Annotated in this window: 17 protein-coding genes; 9 read left to right on the forward strand and 8 right to left on the reverse strand. The window is 38.6% G+C overall.

What is annotated here, in order from left to right; translation table 11 throughout:
* Positions 1 to 8: 8 nt before the first annotated feature.
* The gene (locus I9192_RS19505; RefSeq protein ID WP_005035611.1) at positions 9 to 539 is read right to left on the reverse strand and encodes a PAAR domain-containing protein; all 531 of its coding nucleotides are present in this window, start codon (positions 537 to 539) and stop codon (positions 9 to 11) included.
* A gap of 391 nt (positions 540 to 930) precedes the next feature.
* On the opposite strand from I9192_RS19505, the gene I9192_RS19510 reads away from it, so the two are divergent.
* Complete coding sequence (locus I9192_RS19510) at positions 931 to 1,146, forward strand: hypothetical protein (RefSeq protein WP_227567181.1); 216 nt, start codon at positions 931 to 933, stop codon at positions 1,144 to 1,146.
* A 124-nt stretch (positions 1,147 to 1,270) separates the two neighbouring features.
* Here the strand turns inward: I9192_RS19510 and I9192_RS19515 are convergent, their stop codons facing one another.
* Both I9192_RS19515 and I9192_RS19520 read right to left on the reverse strand, forming a co-directional pair.
* Positions 1,271 to 2,248 carry an acyltransferase family protein gene (locus I9192_RS19515; RefSeq protein WP_200150005.1) on the reverse strand — a complete coding sequence of 326 codons (978 nt, stop codon included), beginning with the start codon at positions 2,246 to 2,248 and terminating at the stop codon, positions 1,271 to 1,273.
* A gap of 33 nt (positions 2,249 to 2,281) precedes the next feature.
* Entirely contained in the window at positions 2,282 to 2,833 is a 552-nt protein-coding gene (locus I9192_RS19520) for an O-acetyl-ADP-ribose deacetylase (RefSeq protein WP_005035604.1), read from the reverse strand.
* Positions 2,834 to 2,948: 115 nt separating this feature from the next.
* Here I9192_RS19520 and I9192_RS19525 point away from each other — a divergent pair, with 115 nt between their 5' ends.
* The gene (locus I9192_RS19525) at positions 2,949 to 3,884 is read left to right on the forward strand and encodes an LpxL/LpxP family acyltransferase (protein ID WP_005035602.1); all 936 of its coding nucleotides are present in this window, start codon (positions 2,949 to 2,951) and stop codon (positions 3,882 to 3,884) included.
* A 97-nt stretch (positions 3,885 to 3,981) separates the two neighbouring features.
* Here I9192_RS19525 and I9192_RS19530 read toward each other — a convergent pair whose 3' ends face one another.
* From I9192_RS19530 to I9192_RS19540, 3 genes are all read right to left on the reverse strand, one after another.
* Entirely contained in the window at positions 3,982 to 4,431 is a 450-nt protein-coding gene (locus tag I9192_RS19530) for a membrane lipoprotein lipid attachment site-containing protein (RefSeq protein WP_227565884.1), read from the reverse strand.
* Between the two features lie 77 nt (positions 4,432 to 4,508).
* A complete protein-coding gene (locus I9192_RS19535; RefSeq protein WP_004826606.1) occupies positions 4,509 to 4,826 on the reverse strand; it encodes a hypothetical protein in 318 nt (105 codons plus the stop codon).
* Positions 4,827 to 5,139: 313 nt separating this feature from the next.
* Positions 5,140 to 6,279, reverse strand: a complete 1,140-nt coding sequence (locus I9192_RS19540) for an endonuclease/exonuclease/phosphatase family protein (protein WP_005035596.1) — start codon at positions 6,277 to 6,279, stop codon at positions 5,140 to 5,142.
* A gap of 185 nt (positions 6,280 to 6,464) precedes the next feature.
* Between I9192_RS19540 and asd the strand changes: the two genes are divergently transcribed.
* The 5 genes from asd to truA all read left to right on the forward strand — a co-directional run bounded on the left by asd (position 6,465) and on the right by truA (position 12,448).
* Positions 6,465 to 7,583 carry an aspartate-semialdehyde dehydrogenase gene (gene asd, locus I9192_RS19545; RefSeq protein ID WP_005035594.1) on the forward strand — a complete coding sequence of 373 codons (1,119 nt, stop codon included), beginning with the start codon at positions 6,465 to 6,467 and terminating at the stop codon, positions 7,581 to 7,583.
* Between the two features lie 162 nt (positions 7,584 to 7,745).
* A complete protein-coding gene (locus I9192_RS19550; RefSeq protein ID WP_005035592.1) occupies positions 7,746 to 9,215 on the forward strand; it encodes a type IV pilus assembly protein FimV in 1,470 nt (489 codons plus the stop codon).
* Between the two features lie 48 nt (positions 9,216 to 9,263).
* Entirely contained in the window at positions 9,264 to 10,574 is a 1,311-nt protein-coding gene (locus I9192_RS19555; protein ID WP_005035590.1) for a hypothetical protein, read from the forward strand.
* A 93-nt stretch (positions 10,575 to 10,667) separates the two neighbouring features.
* The gene (locus I9192_RS19560) at positions 10,668 to 11,642 is read left to right on the forward strand and encodes an asparaginase domain-containing protein (protein WP_199958205.1); all 975 of its coding nucleotides are present in this window, start codon (positions 10,668 to 10,670) and stop codon (positions 11,640 to 11,642) included.
* Between the two features lie 8 nt (positions 11,643 to 11,650).
* The gene (truA, locus tag I9192_RS19565) at positions 11,651 to 12,448 is read left to right on the forward strand and encodes a tRNA pseudouridine(38-40) synthase TruA (RefSeq protein ID WP_004826595.1); all 798 of its coding nucleotides are present in this window, start codon (positions 11,651 to 11,653) and stop codon (positions 12,446 to 12,448) included.
* A 93-nt stretch (positions 12,449 to 12,541) separates the two neighbouring features.
* Here the strand turns inward: truA and I9192_RS19570 are convergent, their stop codons facing one another.
* Positions 12,542 to 13,552 (reverse strand): AraC family transcriptional regulator, encoded by a 1,011-nt coding sequence (locus I9192_RS19570; protein ID WP_004826594.1) that lies wholly within the window; start codon positions 13,550 to 13,552, stop codon positions 12,542 to 12,544.
* A 228-nt stretch (positions 13,553 to 13,780) separates the two neighbouring features.
* Here I9192_RS19570 and infA point away from each other — a divergent pair, with 228 nt between their 5' ends.
* Positions 13,781 to 14,002 (forward strand): translation initiation factor IF-1, encoded by a 222-nt coding sequence (infA, locus tag I9192_RS19575; RefSeq protein ID WP_004718087.1) that lies wholly within the window; start codon positions 13,781 to 13,783, stop codon positions 14,000 to 14,002.
* Positions 14,003 to 14,381: 379 nt separating this feature from the next.
* On the forward strand, positions 14,382 to 14,789 hold the full coding sequence (locus I9192_RS19580) for a hypothetical protein (RefSeq protein WP_004826592.1): 408 nt from the start codon (positions 14,382 to 14,384) through the stop codon (positions 14,787 to 14,789).
* Positions 14,790 to 14,860: 71 nt separating this feature from the next.
* Here the strand turns inward: I9192_RS19580 and leuB are convergent, their stop codons facing one another.
* Positions 14,861 to 15,940, reverse strand: coding sequence for a 3-isopropylmalate dehydrogenase (gene leuB / locus I9192_RS19585; RefSeq protein WP_009586108.1), 1,080 nt, complete (start codon positions 15,938 to 15,940; stop codon positions 14,861 to 14,863).
* Positions 15,941 to 15,947: the final 7 nt, after the last annotated feature.

Below are 15,947 nucleotides of genomic sequence, written 5' to 3' on the forward strand. Positions count from 1 at the left end.
TCTTATCCTTATTCTTTATCTGTGATGTGGTATTTATCGAAATCAGTATCTTCATCATCGTCAAGTGTTTCAAAATTGACTGGCAATTCTTCATGAGTCCACAAATGTTCTGTTTGCCCTTGTGCGTTGGTATAACCTTCAATGAAAGAACCGTCTTCTGACGTTAAACGATATTTTTGATTGACGACTGGGTGATTATCATGGTCATACAGGGTGAAAAATTCATAATACTTTTGAGGTTTAGAAATCAATTGTTCTGGAATGCTTGTATCGCTACGTCCATCACTCCATCCCATTAAGTTCTGACTGGCTTTAACCGTATGCCCGCAACTCAGTACACAACCATCATAAGCAATCTGTCTATCTTGATCGAGATGTCCTATCCAGCCTTGTTGAATGGTTTGAGGACGATTACAGCAAATTGCTTTCATTCCCACTGAAGCGACAGGTCGCCCTAAAATGATATTACTCACATTACCTTCAACCACGACCCCACCACCCGAAGTGCGATCACCAATACAGATATAATAATTAACCATTATATTTTGTTCTCTCTTTAGATATTCTAATAATAAAAAAACATCAAATAAAAAAATTATTTTATTAACAATGACATAAAATAAACATCACTATCAAGAGCAATAGTTAAGTTAAGAATAGCATTAAAAAACAGACTTTTCATTGTTAATTTGAAAGTTCAAAAGGCAACAAATCTTATTTAAAGAATAAATGGAGGCGATACTTTAAGGATTAAAATTAAATAAATCTTAAAAAATTAAAACACTTACCATTCCCCTATCATCTCACTCCATATCATTGCATTTATACTGATTTTTGCTACAAGCACTTCATGATGTTTCCATACAAATACCTGAATATACAACTATCGAATCTAATTCAGATCTCGAATTATTTAGTGAGAATATGATCATGAAAAAAGTTACATCATTACTTATTGCAGCATTTACAACAGCAGTTTTTGCAGGTTCTGCAATGGCAGCAACACCAGCACAACATTCCTCTCAACCAGTGAAAACACATCAGGTTCAAAAACAGCATAAAGCTGGACATGCCAAAAAACATCATGCAGCTACTCATAAATCAGCAACAGCAAAAAAAGTAGAGGATAAAGCTGCAACTAAATAATCGAGTGAATTTAAACACTTTATAAATCAATGATCCTCATGCTTAAAAGCTACATCAATGATGTAGCTTTTAAATTTTTATCGCTAGAAATAATATAGATAGAGATCATTTTAAAACTTTTGCTCTACTTAAACCCCAATTTTTCAGCAGGCTTGATCAGCCACAATGATAATTTTCTTAATCCTCTATCAAATATAGACTGTTGTAAAATCCAACAGGTCAAAACAGATAAAATGATACAAATACTCACTTCAATAAAAAGATTGAAATCCAATTGCCAATAACGTGCAACCAACATCACCACAAATCCATGTAATAGATAAACAGCCAGTGTATTTTGCCCCAAGTGTACAAAGTGCTGATTTAAACTTTTAATCCATACAAAAGTCGCATAAATCCCCAACGATGAAATGAGCAGACATGCTAGTCTCATTCCGATTCCTACAGGTATGCTGACTTTAAGTTGCGAATAACTCAAACTGCCATATAACCAAAATGGATTCAGTTGCGTAAAATAGACCAAAATAGCGATCGCCCCTAAAAGTGATAGGCTCACAACTTGGCTAAAGTGACTTTGCTGAATTTTGACTAAAATCTCTTTTCCATATAGTGCACCAACAACAAAAAAGGGCAAGAAAGTAAAAATTCGTCCAATTGAATATTGATAATTGTTCCAAGGGCTTAAACCAATACATAAAGCAAAAATCAGTGCAATCAATAGGGGAAATTTTGTTTTTATCAAAAAGTGGGTAATCATTGTCCATGCAATCATGCCCAACAGATACCATAGAATCCAGTAAGGGCGTTCAAATAAATTCCAATTGATTTGGAACTGCCCAGACCAGATGGCATCAAAGGCAGGAAATAAAATTTGAAAAGGTAGATACAGCGAAATAAAAAATAAAATATTCTTCCGCCATTTTTTTTCGTTAAACAACATGCCTGAAATAAAAATAAATGCAGGCATGTGTATAAAATAAATAGTCCCCAACAAGGCATGGTTAAATGGGTCATCCCATCCAATCATTCGTTCGAGGAAGTGTCCGAGAACCACAAGAAATATAAGGGTTGCCTTACAACTGTCTAAGTAAGTATCTCTCATGATCAAATGGTCGAGAATAATGATTGATCATCATTATATACCTAAAATCTGTAATTGATTTTGCTCAATCTCAGCAAGAAGCTGTCGATAAATTTTAAAATTTTCTAAATCAAAACAGACAAAATTGACTTCTTGTAAATGTGCTGTTTGCTCCAAAAAATCTGTCGTGGCTTTGATCGCAATCGATGCTGCATCATTTTTTGGAAAACGATAGATTCCTGTAGAAATATTGGGAAATGCCAGTGTATTCAATTGCTGTTGTTCCGCCAGTTTCAGACTATTGGTATAAGCGGATTCAAGCAGTAGAGCTTCTCCTTGTTGCCCATCTTGCCAAGTCGGTCCTACAGTATGAATAACAAAGCGACTGGGTAATTGTCCAGCTGTTGTGATTACGGCTTCACCTACTGCACATCTCCCTTGTCTGGCACGGATTTTTTGACAATCAGTTAATATTGCTTCCCCACCTTTCCGATGAATTGCTCCATCTACACCACCACCACCAAGTAAAGAGGTATTTGCAGCATTTACAATCGCATCAACCTTTTGCAGCGTAATATCACCTTGAACTAATCGAATAATTTTCATTTTACTTCCTTGCTCATCATTGTTGATGATGATTCACATCTCGAGTTTTCTTCTTTAAACGGCTTCATGCTACACTTCTTTCAGTTTTAACCACCCCCAAATTTACAAAATTGCTATGAGTAAAAAGCTTCAATACGAACCTGGAAAATTTTATTGGGCGTTTTTACATCCAAAATATTGGGGAATATGGATTGCAATTGTGTTCTTGATGTTACTAGCGATCTTACCTTGGGCAATTCAACACCGACTCGCGACGGTATTAGGAAATATTGCCTTTGATCGACTTAAATCACGCCGTGAAACAACTGTGCGCAATTTGGAAGTCTGCTTTCCAGAATGGTCATCGGAGCAAGTATTTGAAAATTCAAGACAAGTCTTTGTTGACCAAATGATAGGTGTATTTGAAACACTGAATGCATGGTATTCCCCGCAGTGGTTTAAAAATCGTGTCAGTATCGAAGGCTTAGAACATATTACAACTGCAAAACAACAAGGTCAGGGCATATTACTTTTAGGTACACACAGTACAATGCTCGATGCAGGTGGTTATTTATGTGCCCAATTCTTTGAACCCGATGTGGTGTATCGTCCGCAAAATAATCCTTTGTTAGATATGCTGATTTATCGTTGCCGTGCAACCATTTATAAGGCACAGATTGATCATGACGATATGCGGGGATTGATCCGCCACCTCAAGGATGGCGATGCGATTTGGTACAGCCCTGATCAAGATTTTGGACTGAAACAAGGCGTGATGGCGCCATTTTTTGGTACACCTGCGGCAACAGTAACCGCACATCGACGCTTATTAAAAATATCAAAAGCTGTGGCGATTCCTTTGTATTTTTATCGTCATGGAGATATTAAAAATCCCAAATATCATGTCTTGATTGAACCTGCCGTCGAGCCCTTACCGAGTGATGATGAATTGGATGATGCTATTCGTGTCAATAAAATCATCGAGAATCAGCTTCGGATCGCACCAACACAATATATGTGGTTCCATCGTCGTTTTAAAACCCGTCCAGAAGGTTATGAAAAAATTTATTAAGTTCTTACTTTAATTTGGCTCGAATTTTAAAATTAAAAAAGCAAAGTTAAATATCCTGTAATATCGTTTCAAACATGGGCTAACAAATATAGCCGATTCAATCATCATCAAATTTCACAAATTGATATGTATTGATATGGCTATATTGGTCTCTTATTTTGAGCTGTTGTTTATCCAGTGATATGATTTCTAAATCTTCATTTTTTGACTTGCCTGAACCATCATCCCATAGAATGCTCATTTGTATGCCATCTTGAGTTGAGTTCAATGCTTCGATAAATCCTGTTTGATTTTGAGTGATGAGCAAATAATAAGACGAAGCTTGAGAAAAACTGATTTCGGTTAAATCTTTGCGTGAACAAGGTTGCTGGCAATGATAAATACGGCGATTGAGACGTTCCCAAATCTCGCTGGATTGTAAATCATTTAAATTCTGTTTGTTCTCTTGCCGTTGTTCAACCTCTTGAGACTTTTGAACCTCAACACTCGACTTTTCACAGCCTGTTAAAATTAAATTTAAGCAAAATAGTAGAATTATTTTTTTCATTTGATTGTGGATCATCATTCAAGTCAGCGTATTTAAAAAATTGAAAATCAATACATATAATTTTTAGGTTGAAGTCATCAACCTTTCCATATTCTAAAGCGAGCCATTGCCCAAATCACATAAGGCCAAAAAATCATATTAACGATGCTATGAATACTGCTCCAAATTCGCCAATACCCCTTACCAAAAATATCTGCTCGCGCATTAAAAATCTCAATACTAAAAGCCAAGACAACCGTGAGAATCATAGCAATATTGGATTTCAGTTGGCGTTTATGAATTGCAGCGACAATAAAGTACAAGATTAAACCTGCATAGACAAACAAAGCATCACTACTTAAACCTGTAAAATGTTTAAGGCTCAGTGCAAATTCTTGGATTTTTGATAGCAACATAAGGACTCAATTTTTATTTTCGATCTTGTCTATCACAAATTATATACTATAAATAAAGCATAACCCGAGTTCTGCGTCCTGCAAAACTCGGGTTTATGAGGTTGTGCTTTCAAATCTTATTGTTATTTTACTGTGGTTATCCATTCCAACATCAAATCCTTGATGATTGCTCCATCGACTTCGTCTTCCTTAGTGAGATTTTCCGTTCTCATTCCCTGTGTCGATGAGTAAAGATTAAAACGAATCGTGTGCAGATACTACCCGCTTAGAGACTAAATCCACGTAAGAAATTGCTTACAAAAAATCGCCTTTTTCAAGATTTATTGTTAGACAATGACATGTCCATTTTATAGTCTTGAGCCAATTCATCGGTCACGATCTTCTCTTCTTTTTCTGCTTTTTCAATACCTTCCTGAATAGCTTCTTGAGCTTCTTGCTCATCAGAGTCAGTTTGTTCCAACTCCTCTTGACATTGTTCAAAAATACGACTTGATTGTAACACCACATAGATTGGGAAATGATCTGAACCAATATGAGGCAAGCGCTCCATATGTACTAAAGCAAAATCTGTACTGTGAAATAAGTGATCCAATGACCACCTTAAAAACTTATAGTCGGCATGAAAAGTGTTGATATATCTACGCCCCACACGAGGATCAAGCAAACCACTGATCCGTTGAAACAATCGTGTTGTTCGAGACCAAGCCACATCATTTAAATCCCCCATCACGATACAGCTTTCATCTAAATCTTTGATTTGATCACCCACAATCAATAATTCAGCATCTCGTAAAGTTGAATCTTTGGCTTCTGTCGGGCTGGGTGGTTTTGGATGCAGGCAATACAATTGTACAGCCTGTCCAGAAGGCAAAATCACTGTGGTATGGATTGAAGGAATTTCATCGCTGAGAATAAATTTAACCTCGCTATCGACCAGCTTTAACTTGCTATAGAGATGCATTCCATACAAATTATCTAAAGGAACAGGCACACGATAAGGATAGTCTTTTTCGATCTTCGCTAACTCATTTTGCCATGTTTGATCCGTCTCAAGCGTAAGCACGAGATCAGGCTGATGTTTTTCGATTTGCTCAATCAGTAAATCATATTGCTGATTTGGCGTTAGTACGTTCGATACAATGACTGAAATCTGTTGATCTGGATTCAATTGATCTTGTTGCACATGTTGAACTTGCTTTTTCCAGATAAAGGTATAAGGCAAAACCATTTTTAACTGAAAAGCTAAAGCAACAATCAATAAAAATAAAATAATCTCACGCGCCAAGTCCCAAGGTGCATCCCAAAATAGCAATAACACCAAAGCAGTCAAACCCACACATAAAATCTGTAGTCGTGGAAAATCTGCACCCCTAAACCACCATTCATCTCGTGGAATCAGTGACCAGAAGCTGAGCCAAATCACGATCACAGCAAGGATTTCTATCCAAATCATATTTTGTCACTCTTATATTCTTAATTTTTGCATGATTCATAAATTAATATCAATTTTGCATGTATCATAAACAAGATATATTGCACAATATAGTTGTGTTTTCATTGTGTACGCTATTGCAGTTACACGTCCTTTTGATACACTCAAACCCCTTTTAATTTTTTAACGCACCGAGGCAAAGTGACATGAAAGTAGGTCTGGTCGGTTGGCGCGGGATGGTTGGTTCCGTCCTTATGCAACGTATGGTTGAAGAGAATGATTTTGCTCATTTTGAGCCATTCTATTTCTCTACCAGTAATGCAGGTGGTGAAGCCCCTGCTTTTGGTGGTAAAACTGCTCCAGCACTTATGGAAGCGACGGACATTACCAGTCTGAAGCAAATGGATGTCATTATTACCTGTCAAGGTGGTGATTATACCTCTGAAGTTTTCCCAAAGCTTAAAGCTGAAGGTTGGTCAGGCTACTGGATTGATGCAGCGTCTACTCTACGTATGGATGACGAGGCAATCATTGTCCTTGATCCTGTAAACCTAAATGTCATCAAAGATGGTTTGGTCAATGGGATCAAAACCTTTGTCGGTGGCAACTGTACGGTTTCATTGATGTTGATGGGTATGGGTTCACTATTCCAACACAACTTGGTGGAATGGATGACTGCGATGACCTATCAAGCAGCTTCTGGAGCTGGCGCACAAAACATGCGTGAATTGATTACAGGCATGGGCTATTTATATAACAATACTCAAGACTTGTTAGATGATCCTCGCTCTGCGATTTTAGATATTGACAGTAAGATTGCCGAATTACAACGTGGTGAAGGTTTCCCGAAAGCCAACTTTGGCGTACCTTTAGCTGGCTCTTTAATTCCTTATATTGACAAGCAACTTGAAAGTGGTCAGTCAAAAGAAGAATGGAAAGGTCAAGTTGAAACCAACAAAATCTTAGGCAATGCTCAAATTGTTCCGATTGATGGTCACTGCGTACGTATTGGTGCAATGCGTTGCCACTCTCAAGCATTGACTTTGAAATTGAAGAAAGATGTGCCGCTTGATGAAATCGAAGATATGATTCGTCAGTCTAACCAATGGGCAAAAGTTGTACCCAATACACGTGAAGCATCAATGAATGATCTTACGCCTGTAGCGGTTACAGGAACGCTCTCTGTGCCTGTAGGTCGTCTGCGCAAATTAAATATGGGTAAAGAATATTTAGGCGCATTTACTGTGGGTGACCAATTACTTTGGGGTGCAGCTGAACCTTTACGTCGGATGTTACGTATCTTAATTGACTATAAAAATGCTTAAAGTCACAAAAAAGCCTTAAACATTGAAAAAGCCGATCTATCTTGATCGGCTTTTTTATGTAACTATATTTGTGTAACTCTAATGTTAATAATTTACATATAGACTACAGCGAAATATTGTATCATTGGGATGCCTTGAAATTTGTCAGAGCAATGGATAGAGATGACTGTATATAACAAATTAAAAATTGCCATTTTAGCCATCATGACGTCGCAAACAATCAGTGCGATTACGATAGATCCGATTCAAGTTCAATCGGGGTCTGGGGATCTTCTGTACGCAGAAATGAAATTTAGCAATGCCAATCCAAATGAAAAAATAGAAGTGGGTTTGGCAGATGCAGACGATATACAACATATTGGAATTACCACACAGGCACCTGGACATTTAAATTTTTATACGCGTCGTTCTGGCGATGGGACTGGGGTTATCGTCATTACTTCTTCTCGCCCCATTGTTGAGTCTGAACTCAATATCTTACTCAAGATTAAAGAAGGCAGTGCTACACATATTCAACAAGTAAGAACACCTTTAACACGTGGACGCAATAACATTCCTGCACCTATGGTAAATGCCAATGCTAAAGAACAGCCACTTAAACCTCAAATTATTGTGAGTGAAAAAGACATTGCATTGAATTTGCCAACCAGCACTCAATACCAAGTTACAACACCACAAACGGTAACATCACCAACAATCAAAAAATCTAATGTAGTGCCGGATACTCAACAATCATTGGCAATCAGTGTTATTGCACCTCCCCCACTAAAAACTGAGCAAAAAACTGCGGTGACCAATAGCGTAAGTTCGCAAAACACCACCTCTGTAGCGGTCAATAAAGACGACACTCATTCTACTGTTGTTGCAAATCCGCAAGTGGTGATCCAACCCAAACCTATTGCACAACCTGAAAAATCATCCCAACAGACTCAAACAGCACACACCCCGGCACCAAAAGCTGAACCACAAAAAATAGAAAAAACTGCTGCTGAACATAAATCTGAAAAAGCCAATACGATCAAGCCTAAAACTGACACTCAAAAAGCGTCCCAACAAAATAAACCGACCGCCAATAATAGTTTAGACAAAGCACCAAGACATGTTGTTCGTGCCAACGAATCACTTTGGAAAATTGCATCTCGTATCGCAGCAGAAACACATCAAAGTGTTCCTGAAGTCATGCGTCAAATCAAAGAGAATAATGCAGATGCCTTTATTCAAGGGGACATCAATCGTATCCGTCGAGGTGTTGCATTGAATTTAGCTGCAAGTTATCAACAAGTTCCACAACCGAAATCTAAAGTTCCACCTAAGGCACCTCAGATTGCCAAAAAGCAATCTGGTTCTGCCAAATACCGTTTAGATCAGGCGGAGATGAGTTTGGTTGCAGATAACGAGCAATCTTCTGCACAAGGTTCTGCAAAACAAAATACACAGGTGAATCAGACAACTGCTGAATTATCTACAAAAGTTATGACATCTCGTGAAAAAACAGTTAAATTACAGAAGAATGTGACCCAACTTGCATCGGCTTTACAAGAAAAGAATCAGCGAATTCAATTATTAAATGCTCGGCTTGCTCAATTGCAACAGCAATTACAACAGCAAAATGTAAAGAAGCCAAATAGTTAGGATATATTAAGGAAATTGATTCATTGTGCTCAATGAAGGGGAAATAAAATGTTGTTGTATGTGATTCCATTTGTTTTACTGTTGGTGGTTGCCATCGTTTTAAAGAAACGTGAAGATGCCAATAAAGAAAATACCAATACGACGAGTAAAAAGACCAACAATAAAAAATCGTCAAAAAAGAATGTAGCACGTACTGCACGTACCTCGCAAAAACAACAACGCACAGCTGTTGTTGAAAACGAAGTTGTGGTGCAACAAGCAACAAAACCATTAAGCCCTGAATTAAAAAGTAGTATCGAAAAACTGATTGCTGCAAAAAACTATTTTTCAGCTGAAGCAAAAATCAATCAAGCACTCAATCAAGATAATGCTCAACATGAGCTCTATCTTTACCTCTTGGATGTGCATTTAGCACAAAAAGATGAATTTGCAGTGAATCAATTGATTAACCATATTCGCTCATTGGGTCTTGATGATATTGTTGCTCAGGCTGAAGAAAAGAAAAAAGCTACTCAAACTGAAAGCCCGATTGAGTCGATTGCTTTTGTTCCAACTACACCAGAGCCTGCTGTTCCAGAAGTCAAGAATACTGCTGCATTCGATGCTTTGATTGGCAATATAGAAACACCCCCAACACCATCTACTGCAACTTTAGAAACACCTACTCGCAATGATGTTGAGACACTTGACTTCACCCCATCAGTTGCTCAAGAAAAATCAGAAGAAAAGCCACAAGCACAAGCACTCGAATTTAATTTAGATTCATCCCCACAGACACAGACAGAGCCTCCTGTAGAGTTTTCTTTCGAAACAGTTAAACCAACAACTGAGACTGCAAAAGAAACCATAACGCCTTTAGAATTTAGTTTTACACCTAATGAGCCTATCGTTGCGCCAGTTGAAAAGCCTGTCGAAATTGAAATTGCACCTGAATTTAAACTAGATTTTGCTGAGCCTGTTGCAACTCCAGAAAAAGAACAGATGGCAGCGCCTCAAGCATTCGAATTTAAATTAACACCAACAGAAGCTGAAACACCTGTTGAAACACAGCCTGCTTTTGTTTTTGATCAAGAAATAAAATCAGAAAGTGTTGAACCTGAATCGGTAGCTTCTCAGTTGAATTTAGAAGTACCTAGCCAAGTTGAAGCAGTTACGCCTGTTGAAACAACTGATCCATTGCTAACTTCATTTCCTGAGCTTGCTCAAGTCAATGAAATTCAGCTTAATTTAGATCTTGCCCAGCAATATATTCATCTAGGTGCTTATGCTTCAGCACGTGCATTATTGTCACAGGATGAGTCTGTATATACGGCTGAGCAACGCCAACAATCACAAAATTTACTGAACCAAATCGCTTGATGAGGTTATTGTCTGTTGCAATTTGATAATACGAATTGTCAGACATCACTAAGCGATTTAAGATAAAGCAGTCATTCATGGCTGCTTTTTATTATGAACAAAAAAATTGCTTTAATTTACATGGGTGGAACTTTTGGGTGTATTGGTGAGCCTTTAGCTCCCATGCCTGAACATAAATTCATTCCACAGCTCAAACGGATTCTCCCACCTCAACTGAAAATTGAATGCTTTAAAGCGCCCAGTATTAAAGACAGTAGTGCATGTACTGCAATTGATTGGTTAATGCTGATTCAACAAATTCAAAGCTTACAACTACAAAATTTTGAACATTTTGTTGTGATTCATGGGACTGATACCCTCAGCTATGCTGCTGCAACTTTATCTCGTTTCCTCGCTGAATCATGCCATGTTATTCTTACAGGAAGCCAATATCCTTTACTCAATCTTCAAGGCGATGACACACGTGACTTTACTGATGCGATTGATAATTTAAATACAGCACTCGATGCCATCACCAAGTTACCTGTAGGTGTTTATCTCACATTCTTCCATCAAGTGATTCATGCTCGTACTGCGTTAAAAACCCATAGTACTGCTTTGGACGCATTCAGAGGCTTAAAAGCGGAAGAACCTATTGATCATGACTCAACTGTTATTCAAATCCAGCTATCCCATATTGAAAAAGCCAAATCATTAAATATCGTGAATTGGATGATGGTACCCACTGAATTATTACAGTTTGAAAATAATCTCAACAGCCTCATTCAACAGCCTCCAGAATTTTTAGTGATTCAGGCTTATGGTGTTGGAAATTTAGCGGTTAATGAAATGATTATCCAAAGTTTTAAAAACTTACAAGCCAAAGGTTGCCAAATTATTTTATCAACTCAAGTCCCTCTAGGCGGTATGGATCAACGTTATGCGATTAGCCAATGGATTCAGGACTCAAAAATTTTAGTCAGTGATGCACTCAGTCAAGCAGATCTTTATGCCAAAATTCTAAAAATTTATTTACAATACCCAACTTCGCAACAATGGCATGACCATTGGTATGATCATCCTGAATAGAGGTATTTATGCAACGCTTTGCAATTGGTATTGAGTTTTGTGGCATTCGATATAAAGGTTGGCAAACTCAACAGCCTGGCGTACGTAGTATTCAGGAGACAATGGAAAAAGTACTAAGCACCATCGCGGATGAACCCATTATCTTACACGGTGCGGGTCGTACTGATGCAGGTGTCCATGCCACCAATATGGTTGCTCACTTTGATACCAATGCGATTCGTCCCATGCGTGGCTGGTTAATGGGATCTAATAGCCAATTACCCAAAGATATTTCTATCCAGTGGATCAAAGAGATGGATCGTGATTTCCATGCTCGTTTTAAGGCACAAGCACGTCGTTATCGCTATGTTGTCTATCAATCAGCGAATCGCCCTGCTTTATTACACAAGCAAGTTACCCATGCTTATTATCCACTTGATGTCGATAAGATGATTGCAGCCGCGCAAAAATTTGAAGGAACACATAATTTCGAAAGTTTCCGTGCTGCGGCATGTCAATCCAATCAACCTGTACGCCATGTTAAACACTGTCGTTTAATTCGTCATGGCAATTATTTGGTTCTGGATATTCAGGCTGATGGCTTCTTGCATCACATGGTTCGCAACATTATGGGCTGTCTACTTGAAATTGGTCAGGGCTTGTATGAAATTGATCACATTGACGAAATTTTTGCCGCACAAGACCGTAAAGCTGCTGGGATTACAGCACCTCCTGACGGTCTATATTTCATTCATGCAGATTATCCAGAACAGTTTGAATTACCGCGACCACCTCTAGGACCACATTGGCTAAATATGCCCGAATAATTATTTTTCAAATGAGATAAAAAATCCTTCACAATTGAAGGATTTTTTATCTAGAAAGCAGTTTAAAATTTCTCAATAATTAAAACGTTGCACTTAACGCTGTTTACGTTTTCTATATTCCACAGGTGTTTCATTGGTCCAACGTTTAAAGGCACGATAGAACGTACTTGGCTCAGAAAAACCTGTGAGATATACAATACGCTCAACACTTTCATTGGTATTCGCCAATAATTTTTTGGCTAAACGGCAACGGTAATCTGAAAGGATTTGCTGAAAACTGGTATTGGCTTCTGACAATTGGGTGCGTAACCGACGAGGGGTGATGCTCAGTTGAGCCGCCACTGTTTCCAAGGTTGTTTCACCGCTCTCCAAAGTTGAACCAATTGCTCGGCGAACTTCGCCAACCAAATCGTAACGCGCCAATTCTTGAAGTTTTTCAATTGCCAACTGCTCATGTAGCTGTAACAGCTCTGGTTCAGCTTGCCACAATGGATAGTCTAAAATTGAAGGATCAAAATACAACCGTGTTTCTTTTTGCCCCAAACTTACAGGACAGCCATACACACGATAATACTCACCATCTGAAGCACCTTGAGAAAAGTTAAAATCGATGTAGATCGGTTCAAAGCGCCCTTCAGTAATGAATTTAAAGAAGCGTAAAATCCCCGAAATGGCACACTCAGAAAAATGACGATTGACAATATTTTCGCCCCAAGGTTGTTCACCATTGGTTAAATAACAACGTCCATTGTCATCAACCACCAACTTCGCATGGAAAGCGTCACTGATCAGACGTTGATACGCAAGTGCTCGTTTGAGTCCTTCACCAAAGTTTTCACTTGAAATGAATAAATGCTCAATCACCTGCCCACGATAAAGAGGCAAATGCTCGCCAAGGTGTAAACCAATATCTGGATCGTTACTGACTTCCTCGGCAGCCACCCAAAATGCAAATTGTGCATTTAATGGCGTTCGTGCATTTTGATCAACCTGACCCAATGCCACGCCTGCCTTTGATAATATTTCTTCTGTCGGCAATCCTGCACGACGGATCGCTTGATAGCCTAATCGTAAAACAACCGAAGCATCAGTTAGCTGGCTCACGCAGTGCCCTTCCTTGTATGTTATTCATTTATACTTAAAACCTTTGATTTAGATTACCGTCGATTGACCGAACTGACAATATTTATCCGCTTTTTTTTGTAGAAATTGTTTAACAATATGTTCGCCTATTTTCAAGTCATCTGCCACCTTCCCATGCCGAATAATCTTGTTTTTCTATAAAAAATTGCCTATAATTTGCGCCTTTCCAATTTGATCATCAGGTAGGCTATGGCCAATAAAGAGGAACTTATCGAGTTCGAAGGCGTTGTCACCGAAACGCTTCCTAATACTATGTTCCGTGTACGTTTAGAAAACGGTCACGAAGTGATTGCTCACATTTCTGGTAAAATGCGTAAACACTATATTCGTATTTTAACTGGCGATAATGTAAAAGTAGAAATGACACCTTATGACTTAACTAAGGGTCGTATTACTTATCGTGCACGCTAAGTTTTAGTGTAAGCAAAAGCCACTATTAGGTGGCTTTTTCAATATCTATACAATATACCATCTGGCTTACGATACATTGTTATTGTCTAGTTATTACGCTCCTGACGCTAAAATCTATTGTTAAATCTGTTTATTGATTGCCATACGTCGCATGTCATCAATTTATAATTATCCGTAAAATTCTCATTTTTACACTGCCTCTAATTATTTGTGGTGTATTTTCAACATCTTCGTCACTTTTCCCTTAATCGCATTTCAAATTTAAGCTTAGGGGTTCAATCCAACTTCGCAATCTGTCTACAGACACTTGCTTGTAGATTGATTAAACTCATTGCATAGAGCGTTTCAAATCAAACTCTCACTTGATTGGGTGAAGCTGATGAAAAAATATTTATACACCTCTACATTTGTTTCGATCGCTTTCAGTATTGCAGGCTGTCAGAGTGTTGATACCCGACCTGCAAATTTAGATCAATATTTACAACAGTTTATTGGTAAATCCAGCGCTGAAATACAAGCCGAACTAAACTTTAAAGCTTTAGGTTATCAAGTCAGTGATCATATCCAAACCACCAATGACACATTAACATATACCATCCTTCGCCCTATCAATATCCCGATGACAGGAAGCAATGCAACGGTCGGCTCAAATGCAATGGGAATGCCTGTCATTCGCTATGATACGGCAAGCACACCGAGTTACGATGTTAACTTTAATTGCAAAGTCAGCTTTAAATTAAACAATGATATTGCCGAGTCCGTTGAATATATGGGGAGAGCCTGTTAAATGTATTTGATCACAACGCAATAAAAAACACAGCCTAGGCTGTGTTTTTGAAAGTGATCTAAAATCTAGACTTAAGCAATCGCTGTAACCACAGCTGTGCCCATCTCAGCAGTACCTACTTTGGTCATCCCTTCCGACATAATATCGCCTGTACGTAAACCTTGGTCCAACACTTGCCCTACAGCATCTTCAATTGCTTTTGCAGCCATTTCTTCACGGAAGGTATAGCGAAGCATCATTGCGACAGAAAGAATTGTTGCCAGCGGATTCGCCACGTTTTGACCAGCAATATCAGGCGCAGAACCATGACATGGTTCGTACATCCCTTTGCCATTTTCATCTAAAGATGCAGATGGAAGCATACCAATCGAACCTGTGAGCATCGCAGCTTCGTCTGAAAGAATATCACCAAACAAATTACCTGTAACAATCACATCAAATTGCTTTGGTGCACGTACCAATTGCATTGCAGCATTATCTACATACATGTGTGAAAGATTGATATTTGGATAGTGCTGTTCTTTCAATGCAGTGACGGTTTGTTTCCAAAGCTCAGTCACTTCAAGAACGTTGGCTTTATCCACCGAGCAGACTTTACCGCCACGTAAATTCGCCATTTCAAAAGCAACTTTCGCAATACGCTTAATTTCAGACTCTGCATAGACGTCGGTGTTATAACCCTGCTTCTCACCATTTTCGAGCTCACGAATACCACGTGGCTGACCAAAATAGATACCACCTGTGAGTTCACGAACGATCAGAATATCTAAGCCTGCGACAATTTCAGGCTTAAGGCTTGAAGCATCTGCCAACTGTGGATAAAGAATTGCCGGACGTAAGTTTGCGAATAGATTTAATTCACTACGAATTTTTAATAAACCACGTTCAGGGCGGATCGAGCGCTCAATCGTGTCCCATTTTGGACCACCGACTGCACCGAGTAAAATTGCATCTGCTTTTTTTGCTTGTTCTGCTGTGACTGCTGGATAAGGTTCACCGTGAGCATCAATTGCAGCACCACCCAATAAACCATGTTCCCATGTTAAACCTAAATTAAATTTTTCATTGACACGTGTAAGTACTTTTTCAGCAGCGGCAACGATCTCTGGACCGATACCATCACCTGCCAAAATCAAAATTTGTTTAGACATTTGCAGT

The sequence above is a fragment of the Acinetobacter bereziniae genome (assembly GCF_016576965.1).
Classification (GTDB): Bacteria; Pseudomonadota; Gammaproteobacteria; order Pseudomonadales; family Moraxellaceae; genus Acinetobacter; species Acinetobacter bereziniae.